Source organism: Nocardiopsis sp. NPDC006938 (assembly GCF_042869555.1).
Taxonomy (GTDB): Bacteria; Actinomycetota; Actinomycetes; order Streptosporangiales; family Streptosporangiaceae; genus Nocardiopsis.
Genome location: NZ_JBIAGA010000008.1, coordinates 178,870 through 196,561, shown reverse-complemented (window position 1 = coordinate 196,561; position 17,692 = coordinate 178,870). Strand labels below are relative to the sequence as shown.

Genomic DNA, 17,692 nt, shown 5'->3' with positions numbered 1-17,692 from the left:
TGTGCCCGAACCGCGCGCGACCCCCGTGACCTCGGCGGGCGGACGGCGGGCGGGCACCCGGGCCCTTCCCGGCGCGGCCCCCGGCGGGACCGCGCCGGGACGCCCCGGTTCCTACCCTGCGACGGGGGCGCGGACGCGCGGAGGCCGGGTCAGGGCCAGGACCACGACGACCACCAGCAGCACGAACCCGCCGAGGGCCAGCGCGACCCCGTGCAGCGCCCCGGTGAACGCGGGCCCCAGGAGCCGTCCTCCGGTGAGCACCGCGAGGGCCGCGCCGACCACCGCGATGGAGACGGTCTCGAGACTGAGCCGCGTCGCGTTGAAGACCCCGGCCGCGGTACCCACCCTTTCGGGAGGGACCGCGCCCAGACCCAGTCCGTCGATCATCCCGCCGGTGAGTCCCACGCCGGAGCCGACCAGCAGGAACGGGAGCAGGACGGTCCAGGGTGTGGAGTCGGGGCCCACCGTGGTGAAGCCGAGGACGCCCGCGCCCAACAGCAGCAGGGCTCCGACGACCACCGCCGTGGGCGGGAACCGGTTCGCCAGCTCGGCGCCCACGGTGGGCAGCACCAGGGTCGGAACGGTCAGGATCAGCAACCAGAGCCCCGCCGTCCCGGCGCCGAGGCCCACCACGTCGATCAGGTACGACGGCAGGTACACCAGCAGCGGCACCAGCACCGACATGAACGTCGCGGCGGCCAGCGCGTAGGCGACGAACCGGCGGTTGGCCAGCAGGCCGAGGTCGACCAACGGCTCACTGCGGCGGCGTTCCACCGCCGCGAACAGCGCGAACAGGGCCGCCGACGCGGCCAGGAACCCGGCCAGGACGGGTAGACCGCGCCCCGGGCCCTCGACCAGCCCGCCGATCAGGGTCAGAAGGGCGGCGGTGAACAGGCCGCCGCCGAGCCAGTCCACGGGGCGTCCGTCGCCGGGCGCCCCGGGGACCCGCGTCACCAGCGCCAGGACAGCCGCCGCCACCAGCGCGGGTCCGGCGAAGGCGAACCGCCACCCGAGGGTCTCGACCAGCAGTCCGGCCACGGCCGGGCCGAAGGCGGTACCGGCGCCGAGCACGGTGCCGAGCAGGCCGAAGGCCCGCGCGCGGGCCGGGCCTTCGAAGGCCAGGGCCAGCATCGACCCCCCGCCGGCCACGGCGGCCGCGGCCCCGACCCCTCCCAGGGCGCGCAGGGCGACCAGCGCCCCGATGTCCTGGGCGAGCAGACTCAGGAGGCCGCTCAGGCTGAAGAGGACGACGCCGAAGGCGTAGACGCGTCTGCGGCCGACCGCGTCGGCGATCGACCCGGCGCTGACCAGGAAGGCGGCGAAGCAGGCGTTGTAGGAGTTGACCACCCACTGCGCGGAGGTGAGCCCGACGTCCAGGTCGCGTTGGATGGCGGGCAGAGCGACCGAGGCCCCGGTCAGGGCCAGGGGCAACAGGAGGGTGGAGAGCAGGACGGTGACGAGCACGATGGTGCCGCCTCCCCTGCCCGTGGTGGAAGAAGTGTTCACGGGAACGTCCGGTGTGTGGAGATGGACACCGGGCAGCCCGAAGGACCGCACCGGCATGGAGGCTGATGCGGCGGTCGGGACAGTGAGTGGTCGGCCGCCGCCAGGCCGTGTTTTGTGGATGCTTTCGCCGGTGGTGGCGGAGCCGAATGATCCAGAAAACTCGGCCTTAGAGGGCGGCCAGCTCTTTCGCGAGCGGCATGGTCGCAGGCTAGCCCCGCCGTGCCGCCGGGGCCAGGGAATTTCGCTGGGCGTGCGGGGAGGCGCGGGCTAGGGTGGGCGCATGACCACGATCAGGGAGATTCAAGTCACCTTCGACTGCGCCGCACCGGAGCGCGTGGCCCGGTTCTGGTGCGAGGTGCTGGGGTACGTCGTGCCGCCGCCCCCGCCCGGGTTCGCCGACTGGGACGCGTTCAACCGCTCCCTGCCGCCCGAGCAGCAGGACTCGGCGTTCGCCTGCGTCGATCCCTCGGGGAAGGGGCCCCGGCTGTTCTTCCAGCGCGTCCCCGAGGGCAAGACGGTCAAGAACCGCGTCCACCTGGACGTGCGGGCCGGTGCCGGCCTCGTCGGGGACGAGCGCCTGGCCACGCTCCAGGCCGAGCGCGAACGGCTGGAGGCGATCGGTGCCGAGTGCGTGCGCGTCATGCGCGCCGACGGCGTCAACGAGTCGTGCATCGTGATGCGTGACGTCGAGGGCAACGAGTTCTGCCTGGACTGACCGCCGGGCGGGGCCTCAGGGGGTCCGGCCCCGCCCGGCGGGCCGGTCACCCCTCGTCGAGGTGCTGGTCCACCCAGGCGTCCAGGGGCTGCCCCTGGATCGCCGCGGCCATGAGCTTGGGGAAGGCGTCCGGGGTGCAGGCGAACGCCGGGACGCCGAGCTCGGCGAGCGCCGCCGCGTTCTGGCGGTCGTAGAAGGGCGCCCCCTCGTCGGACAGGGCCAGCAGGACCACCACCTGTACGCCCGCCGACTTCATCGCGGCCACCCGTCGCAGCATCTCCGCTCGGACACCGCCCTCGTACAGGTCGCTGATCAGGACGAAGATGGAGTCCTGCGGGCGGTCGATGAGGGTCTGGCTGTAGGCGATGGCCCGGTTGATGTTGGTACCGCCGCCCAGCTGGGTGCCGAACAGCACCTCCACGGGGTCGGTGAGCTGCTCGGTGAGGTCGACGACGGCGGTGTCGAAGACCACCAGGGACGTCTTGAGCGTGCTCATGGAGGCCAGCACCGCGCCGAAGACGCTGGCGTAGACCACCGACGAGGCCATCGATCCGCTCTGGTCGATGGCCAGCACGACGTCCTTCTGCACACCCTGGCTGCGGCGGCCGTACCCGACGAGGGTCTGCGGGATCACGGTGCGGTGTTCGGGGAGGTAGTGCGCCAGGTTGCGCCGGATCGTGGCGTTCCAGTCGACGTCGGCGACCCTGCGGGGGCGGTGCGTGCGCGCGGACCGGTCGATCGCCCCCCGCACCACCGAACGGGTCTTCTGAGCGACCCTGCGCTCCAGGTCGTCGACGACACGGCGCACGATGGCCCGGGCGCTCTCCCGAGCCTCGGCGGGCATGACCTGGTTGAGCGAGAGGAGCGTCCCGACCAGGTGAACGTCGGGTTCGACCGCCTCCATCATCTCCGGTTCCAGGAGGAGCTGGTGCAGGCCCATGCGGTCCATGGCGTCGGACTGCATCACCTGCACGACCGTGGAGGGGAAGTACTCGCGGATGTCGCCCAGCCAGCGGGCGACACGCGGCGCCGAACCGCTCAGGTCCGCGCTCCGGTCGCCGCCCGCGTCCGAGGAGCCCTCGCCCCGGTTGTAGAGGGCGGCCAGTGCCGCGTCCATCGTCTGGTCGGAGCCGGTCAGGGTCGCGCACCGGGACCGCTCTCCCAGGACCAGACGCCAGCGGCGGGCGCGTTCGGTGGTCTCCGTGCTCACGCGCGGCTCCTTTCGAGTAGTGCGGCCACGGCGGCCACGGCCGGGGCCGCGCGGCGGGTGTCGACGGGGCGCCGTACCCGCACGGTGGTGGTGCGGCCGCCGTCCATCCTGGTGACGGCGGTGCCGATCTCCTCGCGTTCGGCCGCGCCGAAGGCTCCGAAGGTGCGCCGCAGCAGCGGAAGGACGGCGGTGAAACGTTCCTCGGACAGGCTCAGCAGCCAGGTGTCGATGAGGGCGAGCAGCCGCTCGTCGTGGACGAGGATCAGCCCGCTGCCCTGGAGGAACCCCTCCAGCCAGGCGACGGCGCGGGCGGGTTCGGTGCCGGGCGACATCGTCAGCCCGAGCCTGCGGTGCAGTTCCTCGGTGGTGATCCGGCCCGCGTCCGCGAGGATGCGGTTGACCCTGCCCGCCACGCGTCCGGGTACCTGGTCGTCCCTGCGGGCGAGGGCCTCCAGCGCCTCCGTCCAGACGTGCCCGCCCTCGTCGAGGAGGCCGGCCGCGCCGTGTGTCCGGTCGATGGCACCGACGAACCGGGCCGCCGCGTCGTCGTCCAGCCCGCGCACGGCCGTCGGCAGGCCCACGCACACCCGGGCCAGGATCTGCTGGGCGACGGCGCGCAGGTGCGCGCCGTCGGTCCCCCGCACGTTGCCGTACCGGGCCGAGCGGGCCAGCGGGGGGAGGGCGGACATCAGGTGGGTGATGTCGCCGTCGGTGGCCGCGCGGTCGGTGAGCAGGGCGAGCACGTCCGGCAGGGCGTCGCCCAGTTCGGCGAACAGACACTGTTCGGTGAGCGCGGTCAGGGTGGGCAGTTCGGCGTCGGCGGCGACCTCCACCACACGGGCGGCGGCCGCCGAGGCGACGGTGGTGCCCCAGGGGGCGGCCTCGATCAGCGCCACGTCCATGTCGGGGTCCCAGCGCAGCCGCCAGGACTCGCGGAAGGTTCCCCGGGAGTGCTGGTCGGAGGAGCGGGGCACGCCCCACTCGACTCCGAGCACGCGGAGCCGGTGCAGCAGGACGCTGCGTTCGCGCTGGCTGTCCTTGCGCAGGTCGAGGTCGAGGTCCCGGTCGAACGCCTCGGGCTTGAGCCGGAGCCGTTTCCGCGCGGCCATGAGGTCACGTTGCAGCGGGACCATGGGGGTGTCGGCGGGCACCGAGCCGAGGCGTTCGCCGATCATCATGCGCCCGTGGACGAGGGAGGCCCGGCTCTGTTCGCCCTCGCAGAGGACGGCGGTGACCGCCTCGGAGACCTCGTCGATCCCGGCCAGCGGCCGCCCGCGCAGCACGGCGAGGCTCTCGGCGAGCCGGACGCCCTCGATCACGTGCGAGGACGAGACCGGCTGGCCCTCTTCCCGCAGCAGGCGGGCGGCGTCGGTGAGCCACCGGTGGATCGGCAGGTCGGGGGCGCTGAACAGGTGGTGGTACCAGCCCGGTGAGGTCACGCCCGCGCCGTACCCGCTGGCGGTGGCGAGCCGCCCGTGGGTCCACGGCACCCAGGTGGCGGTGGTCTTCACCTTCGGCAGTCCCTTGAGCAGGGCCGCGTCGTCCTTGACGGGGTACTCGTAGAGGTCTCGGAGGGCGGGCGCGTGCCAGGCGCCGCACACCACGGCCACCCGTTCGTACCCCTCCTTGAGCACGGCGCGCAGGGTCTGGCGCATGTACGCCTCGCGGCGCGCGTCACGTCCGGTCTCGGGCCCGCTCTCGGCGCGTACGGCGGCCATGGCGTCGGCGATGGCCGGGAACGGCGAGGGTTCGCCGTCTCCGCGCTGTTCGACGACGTCGTCCCACCAGCGTTCGGCGTCGTCGTATCCGGCCGCCTCGGCGAGGACCCCGAGCGGGTCGGTGCGCACGCGGGCGGGCGCGTCGGCGAGACCTCCCCGGTCGTCGGCGGCCCGGTCGCCGGTCTCACGACCGCCGGTCGTCTCCCCGGCGTCCCCCTCCGCGCCCTTCCCGGCGCTCTCGCCCGCCTCGGCCTCCTTCTCGGCGGCCTCCGCCCGCTCGATCCGTTCGGCGAGGGAGTGGGCGGCGGGCAGGTCGCAAAAGCGCACCGGGACGTCCCGCCCGTGGGCGTGCGCCAAAGCGGCCCACTCCGGGGAGAACGACGCGAACGGCCAGAAGCCCCAGCCCTCACGGGAGCGCGCCGTCCCCGCCTTGGGGGTGTCGGCCAGGTGGACCAGCAGCGCCACCGGTGGTTCCAGTCCGCCCACGAGGGAGGTGATCGCGTCGGCCTCGGGCGGCCCCTCGATCAGTACGATGTCGGGCTTGATCTCGTCCAGGGCGGCCGCCACGGCCCGGGCCGAACCCGGACCGTGGTGGCGGACACCGAGGACACTGACCTTGTCGGTGCCCTGTCGGGGTCGTCCCATCAGGCGCCCACCTCACGGCAGGCCCGGTAGAAGTCGCCCCAGCCGTCGCGCTCGCGGGCGACGGTCTCCAGGTACTCGCGCCAGACCACGCCGTCGGAGACGCGGTCCTGGACGACGGCGCCCTGGATACCGGCCGCGACGTCGGCGGGGCGCAGGCTCCCGTCGCCGAAGTGGGCGGCGAGCGCGATGCCGTTGGTGATCACCGAGATGGCCTCGGCGGTGCTCAGGGTGCCGCTGGGCGACTTGACCCTGGTGGTGTTGTCCTCGGTGACGCCGGAGCGCAGCTCGCGGAAGACGGTGACCACGCGCTGGATCTCGGTGAGGCTGGTGGGCACCTCGGGCAGCTCCAGCGAACGGCCCAGTTGCTCGACCCTCTGCGTGACGATGCGGACCTCGTCCTCGGCGCTGTCCGGGACGGGCAGGACCACCGTGTTGAAGCGGCGGCGCAGCGCGCTGGAGAGGTCGTTGACCCCCCGGTCGCGGTCGTTGGCGGTGGCGATGACGTTGAAGCCGCGCTGGGCCTGCACCTCGATGCCGAGCTCGGCGACGGGCAGGGCCTTCTCCGACAGCACGGTGATGAGGCCGTCCTGGACGTCGGAGGGCATGCGGGTGAGTTCCTCGATGCGGCCGATGGAGCCGCGCGCCATGGCGGTCATCACCGGGCTGGGCACGAGCGCGGCCTCCGAGGGGCCCTCGGCCAGCAGGCGCGCGTAGTTCCAGCCGTAGCGGACCGCCTCCTCGGAGGTCCCGGCGGTGCCCTGGACCAGCAGGGTGGAGTCGCCGGAGACCGCCGCCGCGAGGTGCTCGGACAGCCAGGTCTTGGCGGTGCCGGGGACGCCGATGAGCAGCAGGGCGCGGTCGGTGGCCAGGGTGGCCACGGCCACCTCGACCACGCGGCGGGAGCCGATGTACTTGGGGGTGATCTCGGTGCCGTCGTCCAGGGTGGTGCCCAGCAGGTACTGGGTGACCGCCCAGGGGGAGAGCCGCCAGCCGGGGGGCCGCTGGCGGTCGTCGGCCTTGGCCAGGGCCTCCAACTCGGCGGCGTAGGTCTGCTCGGCGTGGGGGCGCAGCGCGCTGGCCGCGTCGGTGTTGAGGCCGGGGCCGGTGGTGGAGGTGGACAACTAGAGCTCCCTGTGCATCTCAAGGCGGAATCGGAGGGTGTCGCGGAGGCGGAGGTAGGCGGGGCCCTCCGCCTCGAAGGGGGGTTCCTTCGGGAGGAGGTCGAGGTGTTCGGGCGGCATGTGCTCGGCGGCGACCTCGCAGAGGAACCGGTAGCCGCGCGCGACGCGGTCGTCGGCCGGGCCGGTGAGGCGGCGCACCACCTCGTCGGAGATCGGGCGGGTCCACGGGGCGTCCACGGCGAGCAGGACCTGCCCGAGGGCGCCGATGTCCGCGAGGGACTGACCGGAGCCGTCGGGCGCGGTCGAGCCGGTGGCCGCCCCGAGGGCGTCGATCGCGGCGGCGACGACGTCGCACCGCTCCTCGGCGGGCAGCACGCCCAGGATCTCCCGGGTACGCGCAGAGCGCCACCTCAGGTTGCCGACGAAGCGCAGTCGGCCCAGCCCGCCCGCGGGGTCGGCGAGCAGGGCCCGCGCCCAGGCCCGGTTCCGCTGGAGGCAGACCGCGTCGGCGAGCACCTCGCGCAGTTCCGGCTGGGGTTCGGCCAGGTCGAGGACTCCGGCGGGGTCGGTGCCCAGGTGGTCGGTCCAGGTGTCCAACGGTGCGTGGGTGAGGAGGACGCGGCCGAGCTCCCAACGCTTCTCCCGGGTGTCCGGCCGCTTCTTCGGCGGCACCAGGGCGAGGTCACGTAGCTGGTCGGCGGTGAGCACGTCCATGTCGACCATGTCCAGGGCGCGCGGCGGGCCCTGGTCGCGCCCCAGGTGGGCACGCAGGTGGGCGCGGAGCCGGTGGGCGTGGGCACTGTCCGGAAGCCGGACGAGCAGGGCCAGGGCGAGGCCGCGCACGTTGGCGCCCCGGTCGTCCAGGGCCTGGTCGAGCAGCGCCTCGTCGTCCGGTCCGAGGTTGACCGCCAGCGCCTCCAGGAGACCGCGGCGCTCCTCCACCCGGCTCTCCTCGGGCAGGGCTTCGGCGAGGAGGGCGCGGGCGGCCGCGGGGTCCGTGGCGCGCAGGGCGAACAGTGCCCGGCGGCGCTGGGCCGGGGTGCCCTCGTTCCAGGCCGTGTCGGTGTGGACGTCGGTGGCGAGGGGCTCGCGGCTGATGAACGACCACGAGGTGTTGTGGGAGGCCAGCCAGGTGCCCCGGTCGCCGACGACGGCGGCGACCAGAGGGCGCAGCGAGCTGTCCCGGGCGGCGCGCTCCAGCAGGTCGGGGATGCGGGTGTGGTTCACCCTCCGACCGCCCTGGGCGGCGTGGGCCAACCACTCGGGCAACAGCTCGGGGCGGTCCGCGAGGATGACGTCGAGCCGGTGGTCCGCGGCGGCACCGACCCCGGGCCGGGGGTCGGCGGCGTCAGGGGTGACGGGTTCGGCTGTGTGCGCGGTGTACCCGGCTCGGGTGCGCACGGAGTCCAGGGCCGCGAGGTCCAGGAGCCCGGCGGCTCCCTCGCGGTGGCCGAGGGGCAGGTCGGGCAGGTGCGGCGCGGGGCGACGGGAGGTACCCACCAGTGCGGTGGAGACCAGCTGTTCCCAGGCCGTGGGGGCCGCGGAGGCGGGCCGGGTCGCGGGGGCGTCGGGGCCCGGGCGGCCGGTGGGCGGGGTCGGGTTCACAGGGCGACTGCCTTTCCGTCGGCGTCCCACAGGGTCATGGGGCTCAGTCCGGTGCCCGGCGACCACTCGGCGGCGATGGTGCAGGGGCGTCCGCCGGTGGCGGCGAGGAGCCGCCACAGCTCCCCCTGGACGAGCGGGAGGGAGGCCCCGGAGGGGTCGGCCAGGTGCCATCCCTCCGCCCGGGCGGGGACCGCGTCCTCCAGCACCACGGGCCACCCCTCCAGCCACGGGTCCTCGGCCAGGGCGGCGGCGTAGGAGTCCAGGGCCTGGTCGACGGTGCCGCCGGGCGGCGGCGAGGAGGGGGCCTCGGCTCCCTGACCCGCCCGCACGGCGCGGCGGCCGTCCGGGTGGAAGGCGAGTTCCCCCTCGAACTCGGTGCCGGGGCGGAAGAGGGAGTCCGGGGAGTGGGTGGGGCGGGCGTAGGTGAGGGAGAGGGCGAGGCGTCCGGTGTCGGCGCCGCGCAGCCACTGGCGGCGCACGCGCATGCGGTCCGGGGTGAGGGCGTCGCGGTGTCCGAGCACGCGCCAGGTGTCCCGGACCCGCTCCCCTGCGGACAGGACCTCCTCCGCCCGGGTGGCGATCCCCACCCGGGCGCGCAGTACCGCGCGCGTGCGGGGGTCGCCGCCCTCGTCCGCGAGGTAGCCGTCCACCATCAGGTGCAGCATGCCAAGGCGTTCCAGGAGGCGGTCCGGCCAGCGGTCGGCTCCGCCGTTCTGGGGAAGCTGGGTGACCAGGGCGGCCGCGCCGCCCGCCTTGGCGTCCACTAGGCGTTTGGCCATGCGGTCCCAGTGCTCGTAGCCGAGTTTGGGAACCTCGGCCAGACCGCCGTCGACCTGGTCGTGCAGCCACATGCGGAGCTCCTCCAGCCCCGTGGTGACGGCGGCCTCCCGGGCGCGCAGGGTGGCGGCGGCCTTCTCGGGGTCCGCCGGGGCGGTGGCGGCGTCGGCCGCGCGTTCCTGGCGGGCGAGGCGGCCGGAGAGCCAGGTGCCCACCCACTCGGGCCGGTCCTCGCGCTCGGCCACCGTGCCCTGGCTCCACAGGGCGAGCAGGGCCAGGACGTGCTTACAGGGGATCTTGCGGCTGGGACAGCTGCACTTGTAGGCGGGTCCCTTGTCCCCGTCCAGGTGCGCCGCAGCCAGGTAGGGCTTGCTCCCGCTCCCCTTGCACTCGCCCCAGACGGCCGAGGTCCCGCCGCCCTCGGCGGCCACCACTCCGCTCTGGGGCCAGGAACCCGCCTTGGCCACCTTGAGAGCGGCCTTGTGCGAAGGGGGGTCCGGAGCCAGAGCCCAGACTTCGTCGGTACTCCATCGATCGCTCACACAGGCAACTCTAGGGATCACCAGTGACAATCCGGGCCCCTCGGGGCAGCCCCTCATCACCGGACAAAGGAGAAAAAGAAACAATCGCGGCGCCAAAAGGGACGACGCGAATCATCCAAGCGTGTTGAAAATCCGGGGCCGACAATCCTAGAATGCCACGACCAGGTTGGCTCGATCCCCGGCCACCGCCCCGAAAGCCCCTTTTTCGGGATCTCCCGCTTCCCCCTTCCCGTCACCATGCCAGTGCCACGTCTCCTCGAAGGGAGGGAAGCGGACCCGCGGACCTTTTCCGGGTGTCCGCACCCGAAATGACCACGACTCAGCATGGTGAATCCCAGGGCACCGGGCCCGGAGCGGAACAGGGCGTACCGGACCCCGGTACCCCCACCGCCCCGGGGTGCCCCGTCGACCACGTCCGGCTCTACGACCCCACCCCGCCCGAGGGGCGCACGGAACTCTGGCAGGGCCTGCGGGAACGCCAGGGGCCGATCATCCCGGTCCAGTTGGAGCCCGGGGTGCGCGCGTGGCTTCTGCTCGGTTACCAGGAGAGCCTGGCCGTCCTCCAGCAGCCGCACCTGTTCTCACGTGACACCCGCCAGTGGCGGGAGGCCGCGGAGGGACGCGTCGACCTCGACAACACCGTCGCGATGATGACCTGGCTGCCCAACGCCTTCTACGCGGACGGAGCCGAGCACGCACGGCTGCGCGCGCCGATCATGGACGGTCTGGCCAGGATCGACATGACCGCGATGGCCCGCACCGTGCACCGGATCGCCGACGGCCTGGTCGACCGGTTCGTCATGGACGGCGGAACCGACCTCGTCGGCGACTACGCCCAGATGCTCCCGGCACTGGTCGCGAACCGACTCTTCGGTCTGCCCGACAGCTACGGCCACATGCTGAACGACTTCACCGCCGTCATCTTCAGCGAGGACTCCCAGCGCACGGAGGAGTCCATCACCGGCCTCCAGCAGTACTTCGCCGGGCTGGTCGCCCGCAAGGCCGCCCAGCCCGGGCACGACCTGACCAGCTGGATGCTCGAACGGTCCGCCGACCTCACCATGGAGGAGGTCGCGTACGCGGCGTCCCTGGTGGTCAGCGCGAGCCACATGATGACCGCCCACCTCATCGGCAACACCATGCGCACGTTGCTCACCGACGACCGCATCCGCTCCGCCCACACGGACGCCCGTCTGTCCACGCACGACCTCCTCGACCACGTCATGTGGAACGAGAGCCCCCTCCAGCTCCTGGCCGGGCGGATCGCGCTCCAGGACGTACGGATCGGCAACGCGCGGGTGCGCAGGGGCGACGCCCTGTACCTGGGGGTCGACGCGGCCCACCGCGACCCGGCCGTGCAGCGGGGCCGTTCGGACCCGGACACGGGCCTGTCCAGCGGCAGCCGCGCCCACCTGACCTTCGGCGCCGGTCCGCACAGCTGCCCGGCGCGCGCGCTGGGCCGCCTCGTGGCCTCGACCGGGGTGACCGTGCTCCAGGAACGCCTGGGCGGCCTGAGGCTCGCGGTCCCGCCCGAGGAACTCCGCCTGCTGCCCTCGCCGTTCCTACACGGAGTGCGGGAGCTGCCGGTCACCTTCACCCCCGGGCGTCCGAGCGAACCTCCGGCCGTCCAGACCCAGCAGATGGAGCAGGTCCCGGCGGTGGCCGAGGAGGAGCAGCCTCCCGAGGACATCCTCGGGAGGCTGCTGAGTTGGTGGCGCGGTCTGGGCCGGTGAATCGGGGAGCTTCCTTTTCGAACGTGTGAACCGGGGCCCCCGAGCACTGGTGGTTCAACGGATGCGGGTTCACACCTTCGACTTCATAGTGAACGCACGCCCACGGAAAACGGATGCGAATCCGGCGAGTTCCTCCCGCGAATACCGGAAGAGGGACGGACCACAGCGTTCGCGGTGCCGTGGATTCCCGCTGCGAGAAAAGGAAGACGACGTGCGAACCGACCACCCCCGGTCCCCCCAATCCCCCACACCGCCGCCCCGCGACGCCCGGGTGCCGCGCACCCGCTCCTGGGCGGCGGCGATCGCCGCGAAGTCCGCCCTGGTGGTGGGTCTGGCCCTGTTCGGCGCCGGCGCCGCCGTCGCACCGGCCCAGGCCGCCAACCCCCACGAACGGGGCCCGGACCCGACGGAGGAGAGCGTCACCGCGCCCCGAGGCCACTTCGACACCGCGACCACCTCGGTGTCCTCGCTCGTGCGCGGCTTCGGCGGCGGCACCATCTACTACCCGACCGACACCTCCCAGGGCACCTTCGGCGGCGTGGTGGTCGCCCCGGGGTACACCGCCAGTGAGACGTCCATGTCCTGGTACGGGCACCGCTTCGCCTCGCAGGGCTTCGTGGTGTTCACCATCGACACCAACACCCGGTACGACCAACCGAACAGCAGGGGCCGCCAGCTGGAGGCCGCCCTGGACTACCTGGCCGACCGCAGCGCGGTGAGCGACCGCGTGGACGGTGACCGCATGGCCGTCATGGGGCACTCGATGGGCGGTGGCGGCACACTGGCCGCCGTCGACTCGCGGCCCGAGCTGCGCGCCGCGATCCCGCTGACCCCCTGGCACACGCAGAAGAACTGGTCGAGCGTACAGACGCCCACGCTGGTCGTCGGAGCCCAGAACGACGTCACCGCGTCGGTCCGTTCGCACGCCATCCCGATGTACGAGAGCCTGCCTGGTTCCCTGGACCGCGCCTACCTGGAGCTGCGCGGCGCGAGCCACTTCGCGCCGAACGTCTCCAACACCACCATCGCGAAGTACGGCATCTCGTGGCTGAAGCGGTTCGTGGACGAGGACGAGCGCTACGAGCAGTTCCTGTGCCCGCCGCCCCGGACGGGGATCGGCACCGACTTCTCCGACTACCGGGATTCCTGCCCGCACGGCGGCTGACCGGGGAGACCGGTCGGATGTCCGGGGCGGCGTTCGGGCCCCGGGTCCGGACGCACCGCCCCGGCGGTGGCCCACCCCAGGGGAGCCGGAGCGCGCGGACCGCGCGCTCCGGCTCCCGGCGTTGGGCCGTCAGTCGTGGAAGGGCAGGTCCTGCGGTGAGAGCCGCTCGAAGTCGACCTCCTCCACGGGACCGCCCTCACGGTCGGTCACCCTGGCCTCCTGGACCATCTCGATGGCGCCACCCGCCTCGTACCGCACGACGTACACGCCCTGGTGGCCTCCGTGGTCACCGCCGCTGGAGGAGAAGGGCGTGTGCCCGGGGCCCTGCCACTCCTGGGTCTCCAGGGCGTCGACCAGGGACTGGCGCGTGAGGTCGCGCCCGGCCGACTTCAGGACCTGGGCGAACATGACGGCCTGCGTCATGCCGAACATGTGCGTGTTGGTGGGCGGCCCGCCGTCTCCGTACTCCTCGTACACGCTCACGAAGAAGCGGCTCCACTCGTCGTCCTCGTCCTCCACGCGCGGCATGTAGCTCGTCACGACCGCCCCTTCGAGGAAGGCGTCGGCGGGCACACCCTCCGCGTCGGTGTCCTCGGTGAACTCGGTGAGCAGCGCCTGGAGCGTGGCGGTGTCTCCGCCGATGCTGGAGATCACCCACTGGGGCTCGTAGCCGATCCGGGCCGATTCGAGCATGCCGAGCGCGACGAAGGCCGGGATACAGGAGCAGACGACCACCTCCGCTCCGGAGTTCTCCAGCTCGGCGATCTGCGAGCCCAGGTCGGGGATGTCGGACTCGTAGTGCTCGCGGGCCACGACCTCGTCGGACAGGTACTGGTCGAGCCCGGCCTGCGAGTCCTCGCCGACGTCGTCGTTCTGGAACAGGTACCCGACGGGCTGTCCGGGGAAGTTCTCGGTGATGTACTCGCCCTGGATCTTGGCTTCCTTCGTGTAGTCGGTCTGCCAGCCGTAGGTGAGCGGGTGCTCCTCGGTGTTGTTCCAGGCCAGGGCTCCCGAGGAGGGGAAGACATCGGGCACCCCCTCGTCGTTGAGGTAGTCGAGGACACCGCCGTGGGTGGGTGTGCCGAGGCCGCCCACCATCGCGAAGATCTCGTCCTGGATGACCAGTTGGCGGGTGACGTCGATGGTCCGGGCGGGGTCGTAGCCGTCGTCCTCGACCCGGTAGTCGATCTGCCTCCCGTTGATCCCGCCCTGGGCGTTGACGTGGTCGAACACGGCCGCCGCTCCCTGGGAGACCGCCAGGTACCCGGGGGCGGCCGGACCGGTGAGGGGTTGGTGGGTCCCGATGACGACGCTGTCGTCGGTCACGCCGGGGGCCACGTCGAGGTCGACGTCGGCGCCCTGGGTGACCTCGCCCGCGCCCGAGCAGGCCGCGGCCAGCATGACCAGGGCCAGGGCCGGGGCGAGGAGGAGCCGGATTCGGTGTTCTCGCATGGAAGTCTCCTTCACTGTGGGGGGTTCACGAGGAGCGGTGGGTGCGGGCCCGGAGTCGGGCTCCGAGGTCGCGGAGGGCGCCGTGGACGCCGAGGGGCCAGAACCGCAGGACGAGGATGAGGACGACGCCGAAGAACACGACCGGCAGGTTGTTCTCGACATCGCGTCCCAGGTCCGCGGCCCGTGCGAGGTCTGTGGCCCACACGTCCAGGTAGACGATGGCGATCGAGGCCCACAGGGCGCCCCACAGGCTGCCGATTCCGCCGAGCACCAGGGCGGCGAGCAGGGTCAGTGAGAGCACCAGGGTGAAACTGCCGGGGGTGACGGTGCCGAGCACGTAGGCCTGGAGGCCTCCGGCCAGACCGCCCGCGGTGGAGGCGATCACGAACGCGACGACCTTGGTGGCGCCCACGGGGACCCCCGCCATGGCGGCGGCGGTCTCGTCGTCCCGGATCGCGCGCATACGGCGGCCGAGGCGCCCCGCGGAGATCGTGGCGAGCACGGCCAGGCCGAGGACGACCGTGGTCCACACGACCAGGGCCCGCCACTCGCTGGTGGTCACGAGCCCGTCGAGGATCGGCGGGGCTCCGGCGGTGCGGATGTTGAGGCCGTTGCTGCCGCCGAGGAAGGCGTGGAACCGGTGGGCCAGACCGGGCAGGCCGACGGCGAGGATGAGGGTGGCCCCGGCCAGGTAGGGGCCGTGCAGCCGCGCGGTGGCGGCGCCGACCGCGACGCCCGCCACGACGGACACCGCGACGATGACGCCGAGGTTGACGGCCAGGGGCAGGGCCGGTTGGTGCAGGACCAGCAGTGCCATGGAGTAGGCGCCGATCATCATGAACGCGCCGTGGCCCAGGGAGACCTGTCCGGAGCCGCCGACCAGCAGTTGGAGCCCGGCGACGGCGAGCATGGTGTACCCCACGGCGGCGATCCGCAGGGCGGTGAGGTCGCCGGTCACGGACAGCAGCCCGGCGACGGCGGCCAGGCCGAGGGCGGCCAGGAGCAGATGGCGGACGGGCAGGGGCATGACGGGCTAGACCTTTCGGGCGGTCGGTCGGGAGAGGATGCCGTCGGGGCGCACGCTCAGGACGGCCACGACGATGACGAGGGCGGCGAGGGTCGCGAGTTCGGGGCCGAGGAACCCGGACACGTACGACATGCCGAGGCCGATGAGCAGGCCGCCGACGACGGCGCCGAACGGGTTGTCGAGTCCGCCCACCACCGCCGCCGTGATCCCGAAGACGAACACGACGTCGAAGACGTTCGGCGAGATGAACGGCGGCCCGGCGAGCATGCCCGCCAGCGCGCCGATGAGAGAGGCGATGCCCCAGCCCGCCGTGAGCATGAGTCCGACCCGCACTCCGCTGAGCCTGGCCGCCTCCGGGTGGAAGGCGGCGGCGCGCATCCGCAGGCCGAGGGGCGTGAACCGGTACAGGACGAACAGCAGGACGGCGGCCGTCGCCACGGAGGCCAGGGCGAACGCGTCCGAGGGGGCGAAGCGTCCCACGTAGCTGAACGCGTAGCGGAAGCCGTGCTGTTCGTTGCCCCAGATCATGCCGACCCCGCCCTGGACGACCAGGAGGAGCCCGAGGGTGACGATGATGGCGTTGAGCTGGGAGGTGCGGGCGATGGGTCGGACGATGAACCGCTCCACGAAGGCGCCGACCAGCAGCCCGGCGGTCAGGGCCGCGGCGAACCCGAGCCAGTAGGAGCCGGTGAGCTGGGTGACCGTGTAGGCGGTGTAGACGGACAACAGCGCGAGGGCGGGCTGGGCGAAGTTCACCAGCCGGGTGGCCTGGTAGATGATCACCAGGGACAGCGCCAGTGCCGCGTAGGCCGCCCCGGAGGCCAGCCCGTTGAGTGTCAGGGTGACGAAGTAGTTCATGGGGGTCTCCCTCAGAAGCCGAGGTAGGCGTGGCGCGTGCGGTCGTCGGCCAGGAGTTCGGCGGAGGGCCCCTCCGCGACGACGCGCCCCTGGTTGAGGACGTAACCGTGGTCGGTCACCGACAGGGCCCCGGCGGCGTTCTGTTCCACGAGGACGACCGTGAGGCCGGTGCGGTCGCGCAGGTCGCGGAGCAGGCCGAGGATGCGCCGCGTGATCAGGGGCGCGAGGCCCAGCGAGGGTTCGTCGAGGAGCAGCACCCGGGGCCGGGCCATGAGCGCGCGCCCGATGGCGAGCATCTGCCGCTCTCCTCCGGAGAGGGTGGCGGCGGCCCTGGTCCGGCGCTCCGCCAGAGGTGGGAACAGGCCCATGACCTGGTCGAGGGTGGTGCGGTCGCGCCGGTCGGCGCGCCACAGCGAGCCCAGGCGCAGGTTCTCCTCCACGGTGAGTTCGACCACCACCCCGCCTCCTTCGGGCACGTGGGCCAGGCCCCGGGTGACGACCTGTTCCGTGGGCAGCCGTGTGATGTCCTCGTCCGCGAGCAGGACGCGGCCCGAACCCGCGCGGTGCAGGCCGGTGAGGGTCCGCAGAAGGGTGGTCTTGCCCGCACCGTTGGCGCCGAGGATGGCGCAGAGCCCGCGTTCGGGGACGGTGAGGCTGACGCTGTCGAGAGCGCGGACGGCGCCGTAGGAGGCGCTGAGGTCCTCGATGGTGAGCAGGGGCGTGCGGGTCATCGGCGGGCCCCGTTCGCGTCGTCGGGACCCGTGGCCGGGGTGTCGGAGGTGCCCAGGTAGGCGCGGGTGACGGCGGGGTCCGCCTGCACCTCCTCGGGGGTGCCGCTGGAGATGATCCTGCCGAAGTCGAGGACCAGGACGCGGTCGCAGACGGCCATGACCAGGTCCATGTGGTGCTCGACGAGGACCACCGCCATGTCCTGGCCGAACCCGCGAATCCGCTCGCCCAGTTCGGCGGTCTGCCGACCGGAGAGTCCGCTGGCGGGCTCGTCCAGGAGGAGGAGCTCGGGTTCGCCCACACAGGCCCGGGCGAGGGCGACCTGCTTCTGCACCCCGTAGGGCAGGGTGGGCGGCAGGCGGTGGGCGTGCTCCGCGACGCCGAAGCGCTCCAGCGCGGCCATGGCCCGGTCCCTGAGATCCCTCTCGTCACTGTGGTGTCGTCCCAGGCCGCTGACGAGGGAGAACGCTCCGCCCCTGGCGAGGCGGTCGGCGCCCACCATCACGTTCTCGATGACGGTCGTCATCGGGAAGAGGTTGAGGCCCTGGAAGGTCCGGGCGATCCCGGCCCTGGCCAGGTGGTGGGTGCGTCTGCCGGGCGGCGGCGCCCCCTTCCACGAGACGGTTCCCCTGGTGGGGCGCAGCACCCCGGACAGGACGTTGAACAGGGTGGTCTTCCCGGCTCCGTTGGGTCCGATGAGACCGACGACGGAGCCCGGGTCGATCCGGAGTCCGATGTCGTCGAGCGCGGTGAGTCCTCCGAAGCGCACGGTCACCCCGTCGGCTGTCAGAAGGTGTTCCGGTGCGGTCGTTGCCATGGCTGCCTCTCTCCGGCGACGTGCCGGGGTCTCATACCGACCAGTTGGTATCAACCGGTCGACGCGACGGGC

General features: G+C 72.8%; 14 protein-coding genes. 3 read left to right on the top strand and 11 right to left on the bottom strand.

All coding sequences use genetic code 11. The features are described from left to right. Positions 1 to 111 precede the first annotated feature (111 nt). On the bottom strand, positions 112 to 1,464 hold the full coding sequence (locus tag ACFYL4_RS14860) for an MFS transporter (RefSeq protein WP_387518824.1): 1,353 nt from the start codon (positions 1,462 to 1,464) through the stop codon (positions 112 to 114). A gap of 322 nt (positions 1,465 to 1,786) precedes the next feature. Between ACFYL4_RS14860 and ACFYL4_RS14855 the strand changes: the two genes are divergently transcribed. Next, on the top strand, positions 1,787 to 2,221 hold the full coding sequence (locus tag ACFYL4_RS14855; protein ID WP_357763929.1) for a VOC family protein: 435 nt from the start codon (positions 1,787 to 1,789) through the stop codon (positions 2,219 to 2,221). Positions 2,222 to 2,267: 46 nt separating this feature from the next. Here the strand turns inward: ACFYL4_RS14855 and ACFYL4_RS14850 are convergent, their stop codons facing one another. Genes ACFYL4_RS14850 through ACFYL4_RS14830 form a run of 5 tightly spaced genes read right to left on the bottom strand, consistent with a single transcriptional unit; the run spans position 2,268 to position 9,764 of the window. Beyond that, positions 2,268 to 3,431, bottom strand: a complete 1,164-nt coding sequence (locus ACFYL4_RS14850) for a vWA domain-containing protein (RefSeq protein ID WP_387518771.1) — start codon at positions 3,429 to 3,431, stop codon at positions 2,268 to 2,270. Beyond that, positions 3,428 to 5,794, bottom strand: coding sequence for a DUF5682 family protein (locus ACFYL4_RS14845; protein ID WP_387518769.1), 2,367 nt, complete (start codon positions 5,792 to 5,794; stop codon positions 3,428 to 3,430). Before ACFYL4_RS14845 ends, ACFYL4_RS14850 begins: the two co-directional genes overlap by 4 nt. Then, on the bottom strand, positions 5,794 to 6,915 hold the full coding sequence (locus tag ACFYL4_RS14840) for an AAA family ATPase (RefSeq protein ID WP_387518767.1): 1,122 nt from the start codon (positions 6,913 to 6,915) through the stop codon (positions 5,794 to 5,796). The genes ACFYL4_RS14845 and ACFYL4_RS14840 overlap by 1 nt, the downstream gene beginning before the upstream one ends. Continuing rightward, positions 6,916 to 8,520 carry a DUF5691 domain-containing protein gene (locus ACFYL4_RS14835; protein ID WP_387518765.1) on the bottom strand — a complete coding sequence of 535 codons (1,605 nt, stop codon included), beginning with the start codon at positions 8,518 to 8,520 and terminating at the stop codon, positions 6,916 to 6,918. It lies immediately after the preceding gene. Continuing rightward, positions 8,517 to 9,764 (bottom strand): SWIM zinc finger family protein, encoded by a 1,248-nt coding sequence (locus tag ACFYL4_RS14830; protein ID WP_357763998.1) that lies wholly within the window; start codon positions 9,762 to 9,764, stop codon positions 8,517 to 8,519. Before ACFYL4_RS14830 ends, ACFYL4_RS14835 begins: the two co-directional genes overlap by 4 nt. 383 nt (positions 9,765 to 10,147) lie before the next feature. On the opposite strand from ACFYL4_RS14830, the gene ACFYL4_RS14825 reads away from it, so the two are divergent. Together ACFYL4_RS14825 and ACFYL4_RS14820 are read left to right on the top strand one after the other, a co-directional pair. After that, positions 10,148 to 11,572 (top strand): cytochrome P450, encoded by a 1,425-nt coding sequence (locus tag ACFYL4_RS14825; protein WP_387518763.1) that lies wholly within the window; start codon positions 10,148 to 10,150, stop codon positions 11,570 to 11,572. Between the two features lie 271 nt (positions 11,573 to 11,843). Further along, a complete protein-coding gene (locus tag ACFYL4_RS14820; RefSeq protein ID WP_387518823.1) occupies positions 11,844 to 12,737 on the top strand; it encodes an alpha/beta hydrolase family protein in 894 nt (297 codons plus the stop codon). Between the two features lie 129 nt (positions 12,738 to 12,866). Here the strand turns inward: ACFYL4_RS14820 and ACFYL4_RS14815 are convergent, their stop codons facing one another. Genes ACFYL4_RS14815 through ACFYL4_RS14795 form a run of 5 tightly spaced genes read right to left on the bottom strand, consistent with a single transcriptional unit; the run spans position 12,867 to position 17,620 of the window. Next, on the bottom strand, positions 12,867 to 14,189 hold the full coding sequence (locus ACFYL4_RS14815; RefSeq protein WP_387518761.1) for an ABC transporter substrate-binding protein: 1,323 nt from the start codon (positions 14,187 to 14,189) through the stop codon (positions 12,867 to 12,869). A 25-nt stretch (positions 14,190 to 14,214) separates the two neighbouring features. After that, positions 14,215 to 15,216, bottom strand: coding sequence for a branched-chain amino acid ABC transporter permease (locus tag ACFYL4_RS14810; protein ID WP_387518759.1), 1,002 nt, complete (start codon positions 15,214 to 15,216; stop codon positions 14,215 to 14,217). 6 nt (positions 15,217 to 15,222) lie between these two features. Then, positions 15,223 to 16,074: a branched-chain amino acid ABC transporter permease gene (locus ACFYL4_RS14805; protein ID WP_387518757.1), complete on the bottom strand. Its 852-nt coding sequence runs from the start codon at positions 16,072 to 16,074 to the stop codon at positions 15,223 to 15,225. 11 nt (positions 16,075 to 16,085) lie between these two features. Continuing rightward, complete coding sequence (locus ACFYL4_RS14800) at positions 16,086 to 16,805, bottom strand: ABC transporter ATP-binding protein (protein ID WP_387518755.1); 720 nt, start codon at positions 16,803 to 16,805, stop codon at positions 16,086 to 16,088. Continuing rightward, a complete protein-coding gene (locus ACFYL4_RS14795) occupies positions 16,802 to 17,620 on the bottom strand; it encodes an ABC transporter ATP-binding protein (RefSeq protein WP_357763956.1) in 819 nt (272 codons plus the stop codon). Before ACFYL4_RS14795 ends, ACFYL4_RS14800 begins: the two co-directional genes overlap by 4 nt. Positions 17,621 to 17,692: the final 72 nt, after the last annotated feature.